The organism is Paraburkholderia fungorum, assembly GCF_900099835.1.
Lineage (GTDB): Bacteria > Pseudomonadota > Gammaproteobacteria > Burkholderiales > Burkholderiaceae > Paraburkholderia > Paraburkholderia fungorum_A.
The window spans coordinates 2,215,118-2,232,559 of sequence record NZ_FNKP01000002.1 but is presented as its reverse complement, the minus strand read 5'-3'; the positions used below and the strand labels follow the sequence as shown (position 1 = coordinate 2,232,559).

Below are 17,442 nucleotides of genomic sequence, written 5' to 3'. Positions count from 1 at the left end.
TCAAGCCGGGGTAATTCGGTTATTCGTTGATCTTTGCCTGCACCTGAGCAGCAGCGTTGCGCAGCGCCATGTCGGCATCGGCCAACAGTTTTTCTGCCTTAACATCTTCGATGTCGTACTCGGCCGCCAGTATCTTGATCGCGGTTTCTCGACTGAGGAGTGCGGAATTGCACAGCGTATGCAGCGTAGTGGCGCGATTCATCATGTCGGACATCGTCGGCGCGAACCATGCCGGCCAGCGCAACGTAATGCCGCTCTTGTGATCGATCTTGCCAACCGGATCACCGTCCTTGAACGTCAGCTTGAACAGTTGCGAGGCCTTCGCAATCATGCAAAGTAGTTCTCCCAATGCGCCTTCGCCATAGCTGATTCGCAACCGGTCAGCCAGATTCACCAACGCTTGTTGCATGAGCTCCATCGCGCGACCGGACTGCGCCGATGACATCTTTTCGGGGCTTGTCTGATTGCCGTGCATCGTTTCGAGAGCGATCTCTCGCAGATGCTTGACGTATTCGAGGACGGCAGCAGCGCCCGTGCCGTTGATCTCGAGCAGCTTGGCGTCACCCTCAGCGCCGACCTTGATCGCATTGGCGGCACCCTTGACTGCCGGGCCGTTCTCGCCGTATGCGGGCTCCTTGATAAGCAATGTCGGATCAGACGTGTATTTCAGCCCGCGACCAGCCTGCGAGAGTTGATAATCGATCTCGATCTGCGTGTCGATCGCTTCATTGGGGAACGTCGGCTTACCGTCAATGGCATCGCCGCCAGGCAGGTTCTTTACCCACACGACAGGCACGAATCCGAGTTCGTGTTTGACCGTTTTGTCTTTGTCGAGCGCTGGCACCTGATTTTCGTCGGACACCTTCCACGGCACAAACCATGATTCCGCCCCGTCACTCCAGACGCGCTGAAACCAGAACGTCGCGCCTAGATCCTGTGCATTGATCTCATATCCTTGAGCTACAAGCGCCGATCCGCTTACCTTGTACTTCTCAGTCACGTCCAGCAACGTGTCTGGCGCCCTCGGATTCCATCTCGGCGTCAGGTAGTCTGTTCCCATTACCTCAAAGAACACACGCTTTTCCAGCACCCTAAACAGAATCGCCACGCTGCCGACGCTACCCTTGCTGGTGGCGTCGATCATCAGCTCGTTGAGCTTGCTCTCTTTGATGAGGCGATGCAGGGCGAGCTTCTGCTCCTCGTCCTTTAGCTCGACCGAAGGGAAATGTCCTTCAGAGAACAGCAGGGATACGGAATCGTCGACTACCGTGCGGCAAAGATTAGAACGCACGCACGGGCGGCGCTTACGCAAGGGGATGTACTCCTGCGCGTCGTTCTGCTCCTCATCAAACGCATGCTTCAGTTCGTCGTAAATCGTTCCATCCAGCACGCGCTGAAGCACCTGCAGGCGGAATGTCCGGTCGGGAAAGTCCTTGTCCCGCGGAAAATCTTTCTGGAGGGTTTTGAACATATCAGCGATTCATGTGTGGGAGATGGACAACTTGTGTTGCAGTGCCCTTGATGCTCGGCCATTCGACATCAACGCAGTAACCAATTGCGGTCGTGATGTGCTGGTACTTGTTCTTCTGGTCTTCCTGAAACGTTGAACCTTCCTGCAACTGGACCGTTGCAAGTCCCTTATCGCACCATTTGGCTGTGGTCGGATTGACGAACAGGCTGCGCGCGCCCTCAGCCGTGCAAATCTTGGCGCGCACTGCGTTCTGTCGATCCTTGATGGCCGGCGCCGCCGCTTTGACCTTGCGCGTAAAGCTCCAGCCGTTCGCCCGTAGCACGCCTTCAATATCGGTATAGTCAGACGCGTGACCATGTTTTTCGCCAGCACGTCCGGCCGGATCGCCATAGATCAACACATTCTTGTTCTCGTGTTTGGCGAATTTCTCAACAAACTCTGTTGCCGACTGCTTCGATATGGCGCTGGTCAGGACAATTTCGTCGAGCAGATAAAGCCCGTTGTCGCGCCGCACACCGATCGCCGACGATAGCGGCGTAAAGTTCTGGTCGTGCATCCAAAGCAGCTGCTCATGCGGCTTGATGGACTCACCAGTGTGGTTGCGCTTGTCGTAGTCTTCGTAAATCCGGCCAGTTGCGGTTTCGAACGAAGCCTCAAATTCCTGTTTGAACTGCTTGGCCGACATCGCGCGCTTCATCGCGGTAATGACGTCGAGCGGAAGTATCTCGGCAGACTTCCAGTGAAATACCTTGAAATTCGGATCGTCACCGCTCTCTGCTTGAGCGCACAGGTCGTAGTAGTGATTCAGACCATCCGGCACGCCCAGCAACCAGCACCAGGCCCGATAGTCAGGCATCGTCGGATTGACTGTGTTCAGCGCTGGAAGAATGTTGGCTTCCCACGCATCGGGCTTGATGTCGGCGAATTCGTCAATGCCGCCACCGGTCCACGGAATACCTTCGATCCGTTGCGGCTTATCCAGCCCGATAACATGAATCTCGCTGCCGTTGTCCAGATAGATGATCAGATCGGACTCAGACGGGCGCCGGCTGTGCATGCAGCACAGGGCGAACGCCTTCAGATCGTCCCAGAAAATCTTCTTTGCCTGTGCATGGGTCGGCGCCGCGGCGAAATACATGCCGGCATAGGCGTAAGCCTGCTTCATCAGGAACCGCTTGAAGCGCTCGGTCTTTCCGCTACGGCGGCCCGCGGGCACTAACGGGAAACGAATTCCGCTCGGAACTGCGTCAAGCAGCGCCAACTGCACGGGGTGATCCTTGAGCGGATACCAGCGCGCCAACTGCCGGTCCAGCATCAGATTGCCGGTGGTCATGACGGGAGCTTCGATATCAGTTCAGCCAGCAATTGAGCATTGGAGTTGCCGCCGCCTTTCTCAATCGCAGCCAGTTCGGCCTTCCGCCGCGCGATCTCCAGAGCTTTGATCTCTTCGTCGAGACTCTTGCGCAGCCGATCGTTCTCAAGCCGCAGTTTCTCGGCAGCCAGCGCCTTCCCGTCGTCATCGCGCTTGTCGTTGTAGACGCCGAGAATGCGCGAAACGTTATCCAGGGCTCTCAAGCGATCGTCTGTCAGAACTTTCAGGCCATCTTTGCCCTGATGGACGCCGGCATAGAGTCGCCGTGCGGCGCCTGTTAGCCGACGCGTGTCATGCACATGGATCTTGCCGTGACCATCGCCGCCGCATTCAGGGCAGAGTGGATTGGGCTCCCGCTTGTGATCGAAGCCGAAGCCACCTTCGCAGCTAGGCAACGGTTTGCCGTCATCCTCGGTCTCGCGCTGCGCCTTCTCGAACTCGCCGTGCGTCCACTGGTATCCAAACTCAATGCCCCAGCAATGACGGCAGTTCTGGCGACGATACTCGACAATCTCGTTGACATCGACGTTTGCCAGATCCCACCAACGCTGCAGCACAGCTTCGGGCGAGATTGCCGTATTGCTTGCCAACTCCTTCCGGCGCTCTGCCAAATGAGCAACGATGTCAGGTTTTGTCAGGTTCTCTTGGGCGATCGAACGCGCAGTGCGCTCGCTGTACCCCGCTCGAATCGCCGCCTGCGTAGCGTTCAAGTCAATGAGGTACTCGTCTACGAAGCGGCGCTGCTTGTCTGTCAGCGCCATAGTTGTCCGCTTATTGGAAACCTGTGCCGTATCGACTCAGGGTAAATGAGGCACAAATATCCTAAATAACTCTTGACGAGGCACATTGTGCCGCATATTATTCAGTCATGCCGCTGCACTTGCAGAAGGCGAACCCCGGAGAGTCATCATGAACGCAGCTCAAGTCGCAGCACTCAAAGACAGCATCCTCAGCATGGCAGCCGCTATCAAGGTTGACCGCAACTCTCACAACATTCGCATCCTAAATCGCGCATGTGGTGACCTGCTTGAGGCTACTGGCGAAGTGTTTAGCTGCGGCGAGTTCATCAATCTGCAAACCGTGAAACTTGTCAGCGCGATGGAAAAGCACGAAGTCAATGCGCGCATTCTGCCGACTGGGCTGATTCTCGCTGAAGAGCAATATGCTGGCGAAGGCTTCCCGGATGCAGCCTGCGAACTCTACGGCCCTTACTGGACCGTGGTCGAGCCGACCATGTCTGCTGTTCGTGAATGGCTTGGCTATTAATCGGAGCGAAGCCATGATCAAGCGCACTCAACAAGACTGGTCAGTCGGCAGCATGGTGAAGGTCGGCTTCCTGACCCTCGAAGTGAAAGCAGCGATTGCCACGCCGGGCGACTTCAAGCCCGACGCATACATTCTTATCAACAATGCGGCCACGCAGCTTTACAAGTTCGTCCCGCACAATGGCATCGAAAAGATTTCCCCTCTCGAAGCCCGCGAGTTGATCGCCGATTCGTGGGTTCACGCTGACCGCGTCGCAGCTCAGGCAATTGAACACGCCAAGCAAAGCGCGAAAGCTATTTCTGACATCAACGAGATCATCTTTAAATGACACCTAACTCAGACAACTACGACCCGACTCCTGAAGCCGTCCGCGCCCTTGTCGACCGTATCGGCAAATCGCAATTCTGGATTGCGACGACGATAGGCATTAGCGAACGTCGGTTGCGCTATCTCATCGCTGGATCGCGCGAGGTTGAAGGCAAGGAAACCGATGTCAAGATCACGTATCCAGAGCAATTCGCGCTGGAGTGTCTCGCGCAAGCTGCGGAGACGCTGAATCAGGATCGCCCGCGCACGGTCAAGTTTGATCGCCCGACAACATCCGTTGACGCAACGGGTAAGCGAGCAATCAACGTTAAGGTGCGACGGTCTGGAATCGATTAACAGTTGATGTGGGCGGCGACAGTCCCGCAGGTCATGCCGCCTCCAACATCCCCACATCGCACCGATGCCGCTCGATTTCGCCGTGATCCTTGTGGTGGACGATGCAGCACATATCACGGCCAGCGCGGTATCCGTGGCCTGCGGCGTAGGCATCCTGTGCGGCGAGCGTCCGGAACGACTCACAGACGACACCAGGCAGTTCCTTCACGCCCTTGGAGTGGACATGGCCGGTGTACCAGTAGCGATGCTTTGTAGCGCCCCAGTCTTCAGCACGATCGCATGCCATGATGCCGCCGAGCTGTTCGTGCTTGGCTGTGTCGCCGTGCGTTGAGCCGAGCAGCACCTTGCCGAACTTGAAATACCAGAACTTGGACGGGCCTAGATCGACCTCAACGCGCGGTTCGCTCGAGAAGTAAGCCGCCAGCGTGAAGGCTAGCGCCCAGATGGCTTGCGGATCGTGATTGCCAGGAATGGCTTTCACGATCACGCGAGTGTGCTTCTGCAGCGCGCGAAGGATTGCGTGGCGGTATGTCTCGATACCGACCTGCAACACTTTGACGAAGCGCGAGTCGACGTCGAGTTGATGCCGATGCGCCGGCGTCTGGTTGGTTTGATCGTTCATGTGGTACACGTCGCCAAGAAGCAGCAGGATCGCTGTCTCTGCTGGCGGCGCAGACGCTACCAGGCGATCAACTGCGCCGAGCGTCAGCTTGCGACCGATTTCCAGATCAAAATCGTTGCCACATTCCTTAGCCCACGTGTAAAGGCCAACATGAGGGTCGCCGAACGGGTACACGGCAAGAATGTCCGGCTGCGAGTAGGCCGGTGCCGCAGTAAGCGGAGCCATTCCCTGAACCGATTCCGACAACACAGCAATCGTTTCGCGGGCGATTTCCTCAGCCCGATTGCCGTCACGCTCTGTCTTTACCCACTGAATGGCAATGCCGTCTTCAGTGTAGGCCGTCGACACGCCCTTGACGCGGAACCCATCGGGCACCGTATGCGTCATGTCGTGCCGCGGCGAATAGCCCATCTTCGCCGCTCGCCTTTCCAGCGACTGAATCGCGCGGCTCACATTGCTCTTGTGCAGGCCGAGGTGCGGAGCGGCTTTCGCTGCGCTTCCGTACTTCTCGATTGCTTCGAGGAATTCTTTCTCCCGGGCATCGGCAAATTCACGCAATCGCGGATCAGGTTGTCGTGCCACGGTTTCCCCTTACGAACTTAATTGTGCTTTGAATTGAATGCACCAGCCATCTGGCGGCACTTCTGGCCACTCGACCTTGCTCAGGCCTGTTGCCGGGTCATACACGAAATTCGGTGGCATCAAGTGGCAGCGCAATCCTTCAGCGCGTGTCGACTCAACTGCCCGGCAGTTCTTGCAAATCTCCGTGCGCTCGACGACTACCTCAGTCTTCTTTCTAGGCATCGGTCGCACCAATAAAAATAGCCGCGCGAGACGGCTAAAACTTGACGAAGGGCCAAGTAGGGGGAGTGGCGAGGATTACCGCGCTCGGCCCGCATAGCGCCATGGCTTCCTATCGGAACGCGCGACCGACTCTGTTTCACCCTCAATGGAAGGAACTGGCATGAGGGTAGGCGCCACCCAATCCAATTCCGTACTGCGCCTTCCATTGAGAGGACTGGTTACGCCAGTCACGCGGCCGATTATTACTTCGGCGTCGTGTCCGCCCCAGTGACGCGAACGGCCCAACCATTTCAGCCGCTCCAGTGCTTCCGCAAAGCTAGCGGGGTGTCACAGAGTAGAGGGCGGCCGGCGCTGATCCCCGGCATTAGGCTTTGAGCGGCTTGGTTTGTTTCTTTCGAGCCCATGAGAACCAAGACCTGGGATACACCCGACGCCTTGAAGCCATACCGCATCTATCACAGCGCATCAGCCTGCGCATTCACCCTCACGACTGGCGGCTCAACCCTTTAAGGTGGGCTCGTGCCAGCGACGCGTACTGGCATACGCGGAGCCGCCATGCGTGAAGATGCTCTAGGGCTACCGAATCCGGCATTACGCCAACTAGTGATGCCCTTGAGATACAAGATCGATATCGAAATAGCGATATCGAAGAAGCTTCCGTCGCCCGTGTCATGCTGCCGAGCCAATCGGCTGACGGCGGAAGCAGGGGATCAATCCACGCTTGACGCCAAGATAACTGGAGGATCGATCGTCACGCGAATCTGGTCGCCAGTGGCTTCCAGAGATACCGTCCGGCCGTCCGCGATGTCCTTGGCGATATGCTCGATAGCGCCATCGATCTTGTCCCTTGCTTCATCAGCGGTCATTCCGATTCTCCAAGCAGCATGTCGCACCAGGCGGTCAGAACTTGCGCGCAGGCCAAATGTCAATTCAGCGCGAGCAGTGGCCCAAAGGTGAGTGTTTCCAGGAGCGGATTCACTTCGTCAGCGCCCTCAATTCATCCAGGCGCGAAACTAGACTCGCCTTCAGCGCCTCATCAATCCGCATGCGCTGCAAATCCTGTTCGATGCTGTCTATTAGATTCTGTGCGTTATTCATAGAATTCTGGCCGGTCTCCCGGCAAGAGCCACATTGCATGGCTGCGGGCGGGTTACGGCTCACGAACGGGCCGCGGCAGGGTAAATAGTTCTTCGGCCCGCTTCCTCGCTTCGCTCCAGTCTTCACTGGACTTTCGCTTGAGCGTCAGAATCGGGCGCTTGGCCTCTTGCTGGACGTGCCGTTTCTCGCGCGCCTGCTTGGCTGCATAGACGTTCTCAGGATTGCCGTAGCAATTAGAGGGAAGGGCAGTTGAGCGCATGGCGGAGAAAAATAGAGCCCCGCAGTTTTCACTGTCGGGGCTTGTTTTCGGCTAAACGCAGTAATTCAGCCTTTCAGGAATCATAGTGAAAATGGGCAAAAGTGGAAACCACTACGTTGGAAACCTTAAAGGTTTCCGGTCAACATACGGTGATAGGCACGATGTGTTTCAGTCCGAAACGTCTTGAGCATCTTGTAGAACGCTTGGGTCGTGATGTCGAATTCGTCCGCCAACAATTTCACCGGACGCACGCGCGCGAGGTAGTACAGGTAGAACGCCTGCTTCGGTCGACCTTCGGGCATCGCCAGGAGTGCGAGATTGAAGTAGCTCGCGCTTGCGCTCAATTCAGCATCTGGCACTTCTCCGCCCGGCAAATTCTGGAGGCGCACCAATAGATTCTTCGGAACTGGAGGCGCAAACAGCTTGCGCGACCGGTGCCATGATGACCATTTCTCGCAGAATTCATTGATGCGCTGGTCTTCGCTTTGCGCAATGACTTTGCCTTCGTTGACCACATCCATTTGAACCCCGCCGCGATATGTAGTTGGAACCACCAAAGAGAGCACAACTGGTTGTGTAATTCTACCAAAAAATCAGTACACCTACAATTATTAGGTGTTGTCAATCACCTATTTTGCGGATCAAGTAAGCGCCCAGTTCGCCCAGTCGTTCCATGCCTCCATGGGCGTAACTCCGAATCCAATTTGACCAGCGCCTTCACAGGAATAGCAGCGCTTCACATGCGCGTATCGGGGCGATAATTTTCCGGACGGGCTGCACCGTTTGATATGTGGCCGCTCTACCTCAAAGCTGTAGGGGATAAGCCAAAGAAATTTCCTGCGGACAATAAGTACTTTCATTCCTGCTCACTCCCCGTAACGCCCAGCCATTGATAGTTGATTCCGCTCACTTCCGCATCCGGCACAATCTGAACCGGCTTATCTTTCCTCCTACGCAGCGTAGGCGCAGCAGGGCGCGGCTTATGGAGAACCACCAGAAACACGAGTAGGCCGAGAGCGAATACACCGAGTACAAAGCCGACGAGAAGGACGCCGATGTTGATCATGGTTTCTCCTTCATGCAGTCGTCGATTGCGTATTTTCCAACGTAGCCCCCTCCGAGATTTCGGAGTCGCCCGTCAGGCATTACCTCGGCGATTACATATTTCCCATGGTAGATGTGCTGCCACCGCGAAGCGTCAAGGGCGTTGCGATTTGCCATTTCAATCGCCGCATCCCGTTCCGCTACAACCTTCTCGTAGTCGCTGAACTTTACGAAACAGCCGTTCTCGCATGGGGCGCAGCTTGTGCCGTATCGTTGGCAGGTCATGCGGCCTCCTTAGTCTCTTTGTAGTAGGGTGAATGCTGCTGCAGCCACTCTTGATACCTGCCCGTTTCCAATGGCTTTAAGTCGGTCCACCCTATGGGCCATCCCATCAACCACTCGACCCATTCCGGGTTCAGTCGGCCACCGGTCGAAGCCATAACCGCATGGTCCAATCGGTCGTTCTCGCGACTTCTGCCATCCTTTCTGGTCAGAGCTGCCTCCGAGCTTCCTTTGCTCATGCATGCTGTCGGAGTGGGCCAGAATCTCTCCCGCTTGCTGTTGCATGCCCGGTCCGACATCGCCAGATACTCCTCGCGAGATTTCAGTTTGCGAGACAACAGAAGCAGTTCCCCGTCGCTCCGATACCCGATGCAGTTGGGAGTGGGCCACAATCCAGATTCGGTCGCGCTGATGCTGGGCGCCCACGTCTGCCGCTCCCACGACTCCCCATTGCGCATCGAACCCCAGCGAGGCCAGATCTCCAAGAACTCGTCCGAGCCCTCTAGAAGTGAGGACTGGGGAGTTCTCCACGTAGACGTATCGCGGTCGAACCTCGCCAACAATCCTAGCCATTTCCGCCCATAGCCCACTTCGCTCGCCATCGAGACCGTCGCCCCTGCCAGCTGCACTGATGTCTTGGCAAGGAAAACCTCCCGAAACCACGTCAACAATTCCGCGCCACGGTCTTCCGTCAAAGGTTCTGACGTCATCCCAAACCGGGAAAGGCGAGAGTGTTCCGTCGTTTTGTCGGGCCAGTAATACGCTACGGGCGTAGGCGTTGTATTCGACAGCACAGACGGTACGCCATCCAAGCATGTGGCCGCCGAGAATTCCGCCACCAGCGCCTGCGAACAATGCCAGCTCATTCAAGCGACCTCCAATTCTTTCTGTTGTTCAATCCGCCGCTCCAGCCTGCGGGCTTTCTTGTTCATCACCTTTTTCAGTCGCTGCAAATACTCAACAGACCATTTCGCCGTCCACTGCATTGACTCGATTTCTTCTACGCGGTCGATTCCGATGCGTTCGATCAGTCCTTTCCTATATTCGACGGCATTCGATCCGAGATACCTATTGCACTTAACGCATTGCAATCTGATTTGCGGCAGAAAGAAGCGCATATGTGCAGCGCTTCCAACAGAACGAAAATGGCCGGCATCCATTGCTCCGCCGAACCGTGCATCAGGCCTTGAACCGCACGAGATGCAGCCGTGCCCCGCTAAAATGTCCCGCAGCCGCGCCACCTTGTTGACGACCGCCTGGCATTCAGCAATCCACTCGCGTCGAGTCTTGAGTTTGGCTTTGCGCTCGGCCAGTGACTTCCGTTCGTCCTTCTTGGCGCGGGCGGCTTTCTTCTCCGCGACGGCCTTGGCCCATCCGGCCGCACAGAGAGGGCCGCAGACTTTCTGCATCGAGCGGGCCGGCGTGAAGACATCCTTGCAGTGGGCACATTTGCGGGGCTTGAGTGACGCTCGGATCAAGCTTCCCTCCACATCGCCACGAACATCATCACCAGATAAACCCCGGCGCTGCCAAGCGCGAACGGCGTCGACATGCGCGGCGAGCACATGATTGCGAACAGGATCGCGAATAGTTGGCTGTTCTTCATGCGGCACCTCGAATGCCGTCATAGCCCTGTTGCGCCGGCTCGCTCCATTGCACGTTTTGCTCGGCGCCGAACGCGTACATCAACTCGACCAGATCAGCCATTTCCCGGATCGTCATGTTCCGGGTACGAGCCCCGATCACAACAAAGCCGCCGTCGATCCCCGGAACCGCCTTTTGCTTTTTGAGCGCCGCCGTGAGAACGTCTTTCCATTCTTCCGACGTCAGGTTCTGGCCGTACCATTCGACTTGGCGTGACACGTCGGCCAGCATCGCCCACATCTTTGCGTTTTGATCCAAAGACCTTGTGCGCGGCTTGATTTCACAGATAAATCCATCCGGCGCATTGACGACAGCTCGGCTTGCCATCTGACGGGCGGTGGCATGGACGAGGCGGAAGACTTGCTTGTCGCTCATATCCCCTCCGGCGTCTTCATGCCATCTGGCCACTGAATGGTGTAGGTCGTGTACCAGTTGCGGTCGGACCACTCTTGTCCGATGCTGAACGACCCTCCGTTCGATGCGGCCAACTCACACCAGCGCAGAAGCAAATCGTTCTGCTTCTGGTGGAACAGGACTTTGCTAATGGTGACTCGCTTGTCGCTCACGCTCCCACCTCACTAGCCAGATACTCCCGCGTTGCTGCGACGAGCAGATCGTCAAGCGCCGATTCCAGCGAGTAGAGGAGTTCCATTGCGGGCTTATTGCGGAAACCCTTGGCGCTTGCTTCCTCGATCTTGCGGGCGATTTGCCCGACTGCGACTACGTGTTCTGCTGAACTCATTCGCTTTTCTCCAAAATCCCGCGCCATGTGATGTTTTGGTCGAGAAGGCTGCAACCGCTCTTGTCTCGCCACACACTCCCGTCCCAGTTCACAAACCAGTCATAGATGAATCCGCAGTCGAAAATCTGGCTTTCGTAGACTCCGACGTGCTTGGGCTTAATTTCCGGCGGATACCATTCGGTGAGGGCCACGAATGCGCCATTGATATAGCGGACCTCCATCACTGACCTTCCTCCTTCTCTTCCTGATTAGCCGTGTGGGCGAGAGCGCGACGCTGAGCGTCCTGCAGGATGCGCGCGAACTTGTCGACGCTGCAGAAGATGTCTGCGCCAGCCATGATGTCGACCATCTCGCGGTGGGTCATGCCGGTGACTAACTGGGTTGGGGCGTGTAGGGTGGGCATGTCAGACTCCGTAAATGATCCACGTCACGAAAGCCACGAAAGCCGACGCGATGACATCGCAGCCTTCTACGTGACGCCAGTAGCGGTATCGGTTGCGGTATGTGCCGCAGCGAATGAGTTGTGCGCAAATGGTTGCTTTCTCTGTCGAGGTCATGCTGCCTCCCATTCAAGTTTCTTCGGCATCGCCGGAATCGTCTCGAGCGTCGCTAGATCGATGAAGGTGAAATAGCCTTCGCGGAATACTGCTCCGGTATCGATGTGGTAGACGTTGCCCAGTGCAGCGGGGCGTTTCAGAGGCGTGTGACCTACGATCACGGCACGAACGTCAGGAATGCCGGATTGATCCTCGGACGTAACGCGCATCCGATCCCACAGGCAGTGATTCGTGACTGCCTTCAGCTTGTTGTTGCTGGTGACGGCCGCGAACTTGTCGACCATCTCAGCCCACGTTTCGCCAGCGACGTCAGCATGGACGATGCCGATCATTCCGTCTGCCGTCTCAACTTCGATCGCGTAGGGAAGGGCAGCCAGTTCGAGCGCGAATTCCGCCTGTTCTGCCGGCGTCTTGCCGATCAGCCAAGCACCTCCATTCATTGCGTAGTGAGCGGCGTCACGGTGGCCTGGATTCACATAGCGAATTGCCATATCCTCGTGGTTGCCCTGCACCGCGTGAAACCACGGTTTCGAGATCCATTCGAGGCACAACTCGGAATCAGGGCCGCGGTCGACCAGATCACCGACGCTGAACAGTCGATCGCGCGAGGCATCGAAGCCCATGTTGTCTAGCTCGATTTGCAGCAGCCGGAACATGCCGTGGATGTCGCCGACAGCGAAGTCACGCCCGGCGGTGTTCTGTGTATAGCGATGTACGAATGCGTTTTTCATTCCCCGTCTCCCACTCCAATAGGCCTGTACCTGTCGTACGGCATGATGTCGCTGCCCTTATTCACTTCCCATTGACCAGACCACCTGATCGGCTCTGGCGGCCAGAGCTGGCCACCGTCTTTGAATAGCCGTTCGACCTCGTAGTAACCGTCTTTCTCTGGCGGCTCTGCACAGCTTTTCCATGGAGTGGTCATGCGGCCTCCCGTTCGTGGTCGTCCCAAAGGTGGTGATAGATACGTCCTTTCGGCATCACAGGCGCTTGAACGAGCCCTGCTGCGGCGGCAAACGGATCGGCCTTCGCTTTGCGTCGACGAACCTTCCGTTGCCACTTTTCCGATGTCGTGTACGGCTCTGGCTTTGGAGCGTTATTTCCGGGGCCGAGGGTATAAATAGCGACCGGCGATCCACCAGTTCGAAGCCGCTTACGCCAGTCAATGATGTGGATTTCGCCTTTTGGCCCTGGGTTTGCCTTCTTGATCAGGGCGCATACAGGAGCCGTTGTAAGTCCTGTGCGCTGGATCAATTCAGGCGCCGTCCCATCGGATTTCTTGAGTTCAGCCTTGATCATTTCCCACGCGTAACCAGGCACACCGCGCGCGGATTTCGGACGGGAACCCAAGCCGAGAACCTTATGAGCGTGCGAAATCACGGTGTTGTAGGGCCTATCGCCGAATTGATCCAGATAAGGCTTCAGACTTTTGCCTGTCGGCCACAAACGGCGCAGCAGCTCGTTCTGTTCGTCGGTCCAGGTCTTCATGCTGCCTCCAGGTGACATTGCTCAGCGGCATACATGTGGCCTTCGTTGGCCCGCTTGATAATCGCCTGCAGTACGACCTTGATTTCCGCACGCGTGGCCATTGCGCACTGCTGGTCGTGCAACTCGAGAGCAACACGCATCGCCTGGATACCTGCGCCATCGAACGCCCAGCGGCCAGTCCGATCAGCACGGTATTTCGCGTCCATCATTGCTTCCATCGCGGCCTTGACTTCAGGAATGAACTCTTCGCCATATCCCTTTTCTGCCAACACCAGCGCAACATTCATGGTCGACGCGAGGATGTACCAATCTTCTTCGTTGCCACGCTTAAGCATGTTTTCGAAAGCGATGTGGTAGGCGAGGCCCAGATCGCGCTGCTGGTCATCGGTCAGCGGATTAGCGTCACGACGCTTTTCGGCGTTAGCAGCGATACGCTCGATAAAGCGCGTCGGGTTGTATTTCTTTCTTGGCTTTTGACTGCGACTCATTCGAACCCCCGGCGAGTTTTTTCGGGCGTCGTGCGCGGTGCGGACACGTATCCCGGTGCCATGTCTGCGAACTTTTGGTGTTCGCCAATGAATGCGAGACGGACTGGGCCTGTCTCTCCGTTTCGCTGCTTACCAACAATGATTTCCGCTGTGCCGCGATCGGGAGAGTCCGGGTTGTAGACCTCGTCGCGGTAGAGCATCAGGATGATGTCGGCGTCTTGCTCGATAGCCCCAGAGTCGCGTAGATCGCCCATGGTCGGTCGCTTGTTCGGGCGTTGTTCGACGCCACGGTTCAGCTGGGCGAGGGCAACCACTGGGATGTCGAGCTGCTTTGCCAGACCTTTGAGGCCAGCGGAATAGCCGCCGATCTTCAAGTCTTGCCGCTCTTCGGTGCCGCCCGTCATCAGACCGATGTAGTCAACGACGATCATCTTCAGACCATAGCGGCGCTTCACGGTACGGCTGCGACTCGCGATTTCCGCCATGGACAGGCCAGACGTGTCGTCTACCAGCAGCATCATTTCCGACATGACTGATACGGCGTGAGTAAGGCGCGGCCAGTCGCTCTCAGTGATTTTCTTGCCGTCCAGAACGTGTCCAAGAGGGATGCCACCGATGCGGGCGATGTTCCGTTGGTGCAGCGCCTTGCCCGACATTTCGAGCGAGAACACCAGCACCGTGCCGCCGTCCTGCGCAACGTTCCCGGCGATGTTCATGGAGAAGGCAGTCTTGCCCATCGATGGTCGACCGGCGACGATGACCAGTTCGGAACCGCGCAGGCCGCCGCCGAGCTTGGCGTCCATATCCGCGAAGCCTGTCGAAGTGACCGAGAGCGGGGCGCCGTGGTAGCGCTCGTCAATCTCCGTCACGATTTCCGTCAGGATCGGCCCCGGCATTTTCGGCTCGAACGACTTGGCTTCCGCCAGCGGCTCGAACTTGGCCTGAGCCTCGCTGATGATTTCTGAAACCGACTTGCCAGCGCGGTTGAAGACCATTTCAGCGACTTCATCCGAGGCCGACAGCAAGCCGCGCAACTTCCATCGATCGATCACGATGTCTGCCCACCGGGCGATCCCTGCGCTGCCAGGCGTGTTTTGCACCAACGTGTTGAGGTAAGCAAGGCCGCCAACTTGGTCAGCCTTCCCGGAGTTACCCAGGGCCTCGAATACCGTGATCATGTCGGCGGTACGGCCGGCGACGATCAGCTTCGAGATGTGCTCGAAAATCATCCGATGGTCGTAGCGATAGAAGTGCGATTCCTTCAGGTCGCCAATGCGGTCGATCGAATCGTTGTCGACCATCAGCGCGCCAAGCACGGATTGCTCTGCTTCGACGGATGCCGGCACTTCACGCGCCGCTTCGATGAATTTGTCCGGTGCATTCATTTCGGAGCCTTGTTCTCGTAGTTCCCTTGCATGACCTTGTTGAAGTTGTCGGCCTTCATCAGCCAACCCAGGTCGCAGTTCATAAACTTGTCGTTCCGCCCCGTCAGGAAATCGCTTTTGGCGACGTAGGAGAAGAACCTCTCAAACCAGGCGACGGCACTCGCCTCATCCGTGGCGTGCCGACTGCCGTCTCGTTTCTCGGCTGTCAGAACCCACCGCCATCTCGCTCGCATTGCCTGCGCTTTCTTTCCCTCCCAAATTGCCGGGTAGGGCAACTCAGGCAAATGCTTTGCATACAACTCGATCAGCTTCTGGTGAGGACAATTTGCAATCCTGTCGCCAGAGGGCGATCCGACATCGTCGATCGCTTCATCTACGTCAGTAGATGATTGGTTTGTTTCTTCTCTACTCTTATCTTCTCTGTCGTTGCCTTGCGTTGCATCGCGTTGCATTTCGTCCCCAGTCGTTGCTTCACGTTTCAATTTTTCACGATGCAAACGACTGCGCTCAGTACTGCTAAGCGCGCCAGTATTGGGATTGCCGGAATCTTCGCGCTTTGGCTGACGTCCATCCCAACCCGCAATTCGACCGTCAACGACCAGCTTTTTCTCGACCATCGCTTCACAAACTTTCTTCACAACACCATCGTCAAGACCCAACAAAACGTCGTAATCGTTGCAGTCAAACGATGCAACGTTGCCTCGCGTTGCATCTGCGTTGCATTGCGTTGCATTACTCGCGCATTCAAGCAGACAGGCCCAGACTGCAATCACCGTGGCGACGTCTTGCCCGCAACGGCGCGAGACCCATTGAAATTTCGGGTCTGTTACCGTGCCATGCCACCAGCGGAACCAATCCATTAGTTACCCTTCATCAGTCGATCAAGCGTCTTGGCGCGGCTTTGGGCCTCATAGGCGCTCAACTTGCGCAATGCGTCGCTCGCCATCCACTGAAACGGCTCGCGGCTCTGGCAAAGTTCCATGGGATGCAGCAGCTCGAATACCTCCGCCAGAAGCGGGTCCGAGTGGATAGGCGTCGGCGCGTTCATGGTCAGTGCGCCAGAATCAACGTGCCGACGCTGCACAGAACAACTGCGAACAGCAGAACAACCGTGCCTCCGACAATCAATGCTTTCATGTTTAACCTCACAAGGATTCAGTACAACTAATGGGCTAGGGGTGGCGCCGGCCCTGAGACCGGCGCGTACTTCAGTGTTTCGTTTCCTGCTTTGACTGCAGACCCAGCAGTCCTGTAGCCAATAGAGCTTCGGCTACCCTCGGATCAGACTCCTGTTTCGACTCGAACTCCTTATCGAGTGCCTCCCTATCGTCAACCCCCACCCGCTTCCGGGCGTCCTGTGCAGCCTTTCGGCTAATCTGGAGCGCCTCGTCTTCTGTCATGTCATAGATTCCCCTGTGAGTTGATTACTTCTTCCATAATCGTTAACCGGGCTTGGCGCATCAGCCATTGCGAAATGCCCCGGTTCCCTGCAACGCGCTGCGTCTCGTCGATCAGTCGCGCCGGAAGATCCTGGCGGGCCTTCCCGTTCTCGTCGACTGGCTCTTCGTTCAACATGCTCGACAAGTGGGACGCCGGGATATCCAGATGCTCGGCCAACGTTCTTTGCGTCATGCCGCGCGGGTTCCGATGTTTCCAGCAGAGGCGAACGGCATCACGATAAGTTACGCAGGCGGCGACTTCCTCCTTCGGAAGGAATCGCGCGGGCGAAGGAGTGAACCCGCGCGGCTCGGCCGCTAAGGCTTGATTTGTTTCCTCATGAGGCAAGTAGTGCGTTTGCATTTGAAGCTCCCTTTTAAAAATACGATGTGGTTACGTGACGCGTTACGAGAGGCTATAAGTGCCAAATAGAGGGGACCGAAGCCCCCTTGAGGAAAATTTGAAACCTAACTACCTACTTCTGCGTATTACGTTTTGCCCGCCGTCCGCCCGGGTTGTTCTGGGCATCGTCTATGGACTTGATGCGGTCGATCAGATCAGTCATGAAAAGATCGGGACGGGCGATCTTGACGCTGGAAGGTATGCCACGTCGCTTCCAGTTCTGGATGCGCTGCACACCGCCCGATGTTTTGTCGTAACCCAACAGCTCAGCGAGCTTGGAGGGGCCGCCAAGATCGTCAATGATCTTGCTGTCGGGGTGGAGTTCGGTGTGTTTAATCATGGTGTATCAATTAAACACCATGTTTATCCCGTTGTCAAACGCTACGTGTAACAACATTTTGTTTACTTATGCAAAGAT

The 17,442-nt window shown here is 56.7% G+C and carries 25 protein-coding genes; 3 read left to right on the top strand and 22 right to left on the bottom strand.

The genetic code is table 11. The annotated features are described in order from the left end of the window. Positions 1-19 precede the first annotated feature (19 nt). Genes BLS41_RS25830 through BLS41_RS25820 form a run of 3 tightly spaced genes read right to left on the bottom strand, consistent with a single transcriptional unit; the run spans position 20 to position 3,604 of the window. Positions 20-1,471, bottom strand: coding sequence for a phage portal protein (locus BLS41_RS25830; protein WP_074769998.1), 1,452 nt, complete (start codon positions 1,469-1,471; stop codon positions 20-22). Position 1,472: 1 nt separating this feature from the next. After that, entirely contained in the window at positions 1,473-2,804 is a 1,332-nt protein-coding gene (locus tag BLS41_RS25825; protein ID WP_074769996.1) for a terminase large subunit domain-containing protein, read from the bottom strand. Continuing rightward, on the bottom strand, positions 2,801-3,604 hold the full coding sequence (locus tag BLS41_RS25820; RefSeq protein ID WP_074769994.1) for a terminase small subunit: 804 nt from the start codon (positions 3,602-3,604) through the stop codon (positions 2,801-2,803). Before BLS41_RS25820 ends, BLS41_RS25825 begins: the two co-directional genes overlap by 4 nt. Before the next feature lie 148 nt (positions 3,605-3,752). Between BLS41_RS25820 and BLS41_RS25815 the strand changes: the two genes are divergently transcribed. Genes BLS41_RS25815 through BLS41_RS25805 form a run of 3 tightly spaced genes read left to right on the top strand, consistent with a single transcriptional unit; the run spans position 3,753 to position 4,772 of the window. Continuing rightward, positions 3,753-4,109: a hypothetical protein gene (locus BLS41_RS25815; RefSeq protein ID WP_074769992.1), complete on the top strand. Its 357-nt coding sequence runs from the start codon at positions 3,753-3,755 to the stop codon at positions 4,107-4,109. A gap of 13 nt (positions 4,110-4,122) precedes the next feature. After that, entirely contained in the window at positions 4,123-4,437 is a 315-nt protein-coding gene (locus BLS41_RS25810; protein WP_074769990.1) for a hypothetical protein, read from the top strand. Continuing rightward, the gene (locus BLS41_RS25805) at positions 4,434-4,772 is read left to right on the top strand and encodes a hypothetical protein (RefSeq protein WP_074769987.1); all 339 of its coding nucleotides are present in this window, start codon (positions 4,434-4,436) and stop codon (positions 4,770-4,772) included. Before BLS41_RS25810 ends, BLS41_RS25805 begins: the two co-directional genes overlap by 4 nt. A 31-nt stretch (positions 4,773-4,803) precedes the next feature. Here the strand turns inward: BLS41_RS25805 and BLS41_RS25800 are convergent, their stop codons facing one another. From BLS41_RS25800 to BLS41_RS25700, 19 genes are all read right to left on the bottom strand, one after another. Continuing rightward, a complete protein-coding gene (locus BLS41_RS25800; protein WP_143026362.1) occupies positions 4,804-5,976 on the bottom strand; it encodes a helix-turn-helix domain-containing protein in 1,173 nt (390 codons plus the stop codon). Between the two features lie 932 nt (positions 5,977-6,908). Further along, complete coding sequence (locus tag BLS41_RS39155) at positions 6,909-7,064, bottom strand: hypothetical protein (protein ID WP_171910309.1); 156 nt, start codon at positions 7,062-7,064, stop codon at positions 6,909-6,911. 616 nt (positions 7,065-7,680) lie between these two features. Further along, on the bottom strand, positions 7,681-8,076 hold the full coding sequence (locus BLS41_RS25795) for a hypothetical protein (protein WP_074769983.1): 396 nt from the start codon (positions 8,074-8,076) through the stop codon (positions 7,681-7,683). A gap of 335 nt (positions 8,077-8,411) precedes the next feature. Next, positions 8,412-8,621 (bottom strand): hypothetical protein, encoded by a 210-nt coding sequence (locus BLS41_RS25790; protein WP_074769981.1) that lies wholly within the window; start codon positions 8,619-8,621, stop codon positions 8,412-8,414. Between the two features lie 272 nt (positions 8,622-8,893). Next, the gene (locus BLS41_RS40140; RefSeq protein ID WP_366486889.1) at positions 8,894-9,736 is read right to left on the bottom strand and encodes a DNA cytosine methyltransferase; all 843 of its coding nucleotides are present in this window, start codon (positions 9,734-9,736) and stop codon (positions 8,894-8,896) included. Positions 9,737-9,747: 11 nt separating this feature from the next. Further along, positions 9,748-10,509 (bottom strand): recombination protein NinG, encoded by a 762-nt coding sequence (locus tag BLS41_RS25775; protein WP_083380081.1) that lies wholly within the window; start codon positions 10,507-10,509, stop codon positions 9,748-9,750. Continuing rightward, positions 10,484-10,900: a recombination protein NinB gene (locus tag BLS41_RS25770; RefSeq protein ID WP_074769975.1), complete on the bottom strand. Its 417-nt coding sequence runs from the start codon at positions 10,898-10,900 to the stop codon at positions 10,484-10,486. The genes BLS41_RS25775 and BLS41_RS25770 overlap by 26 nt, the downstream gene beginning before the upstream one ends. Continuing rightward, on the bottom strand, positions 10,897-11,091 hold the full coding sequence (locus BLS41_RS25765) for a hypothetical protein (RefSeq protein ID WP_074769973.1): 195 nt from the start codon (positions 11,089-11,091) through the stop codon (positions 10,897-10,899). The genes BLS41_RS25770 and BLS41_RS25765 overlap by 4 nt, the downstream gene beginning before the upstream one ends. Continuing rightward, entirely contained in the window at positions 11,088-11,267 is a 180-nt protein-coding gene (locus BLS41_RS25760; RefSeq protein WP_074769971.1) for a hypothetical protein, read from the bottom strand. The genes BLS41_RS25765 and BLS41_RS25760 overlap by 4 nt, the downstream gene beginning before the upstream one ends. Next, entirely contained in the window at positions 11,264-11,491 is a 228-nt protein-coding gene (locus tag BLS41_RS25755; protein ID WP_143026361.1) for a hypothetical protein, read from the bottom strand. Before BLS41_RS25755 ends, BLS41_RS25760 begins: the two co-directional genes overlap by 4 nt. Next, positions 11,488-11,670: a hypothetical protein gene (locus tag BLS41_RS25750; RefSeq protein WP_074769967.1), complete on the bottom strand. Its 183-nt coding sequence runs from the start codon at positions 11,668-11,670 to the stop codon at positions 11,488-11,490. The genes BLS41_RS25755 and BLS41_RS25750 overlap by 4 nt, the downstream gene beginning before the upstream one ends. Before the next feature lie 150 nt (positions 11,671-11,820). Continuing rightward, positions 11,821-12,555, bottom strand: a complete 735-nt coding sequence (locus BLS41_RS25745) for a metallophosphoesterase (RefSeq protein WP_074769965.1) — start codon at positions 12,553-12,555, stop codon at positions 11,821-11,823. A 190-nt stretch (positions 12,556-12,745) separates the two neighbouring features. Next, a complete protein-coding gene (locus BLS41_RS25735) occupies positions 12,746-13,312 on the bottom strand; it encodes a hypothetical protein (protein WP_074769961.1) in 567 nt (188 codons plus the stop codon). Then, complete coding sequence (locus BLS41_RS25730) at positions 13,309-13,800, bottom strand: hypothetical protein (protein ID WP_074769959.1); 492 nt, start codon at positions 13,798-13,800, stop codon at positions 13,309-13,311. Before BLS41_RS25730 ends, BLS41_RS25735 begins: the two co-directional genes overlap by 4 nt. Then, positions 13,797-15,185 carry a replicative DNA helicase gene (dnaB, locus tag BLS41_RS25725; RefSeq protein WP_074769957.1) on the bottom strand — a complete coding sequence of 463 codons (1,389 nt, stop codon included), beginning with the start codon at positions 15,183-15,185 and terminating at the stop codon, positions 13,797-13,799. The genes BLS41_RS25730 and dnaB overlap by 4 nt, the downstream gene beginning before the upstream one ends. After that, positions 15,182-16,045, bottom strand: coding sequence for a hypothetical protein (locus BLS41_RS25720; RefSeq protein ID WP_074769955.1), 864 nt, complete (start codon positions 16,043-16,045; stop codon positions 15,182-15,184). Before BLS41_RS25720 ends, dnaB begins: the two co-directional genes overlap by 4 nt. After that, complete coding sequence (locus BLS41_RS25715; protein ID WP_074769953.1) at positions 16,045-16,233, bottom strand: hypothetical protein; 189 nt, start codon at positions 16,231-16,233, stop codon at positions 16,045-16,047. Before BLS41_RS25715 ends, BLS41_RS25720 begins: the two co-directional genes overlap by 1 nt. A gap of 353 nt (positions 16,234-16,586) precedes the next feature. Further along, positions 16,587-16,985 (bottom strand): hypothetical protein, encoded by a 399-nt coding sequence (locus tag BLS41_RS25705; protein ID WP_074769949.1) that lies wholly within the window; start codon positions 16,983-16,985, stop codon positions 16,587-16,589. Positions 16,986-17,097: 112 nt separating this feature from the next. Continuing rightward, positions 17,098-17,364, bottom strand: coding sequence for a hypothetical protein (locus BLS41_RS25700; protein WP_074769947.1), 267 nt, complete (start codon positions 17,362-17,364; stop codon positions 17,098-17,100). Positions 17,365-17,442: the final 78 nt, after the last annotated feature.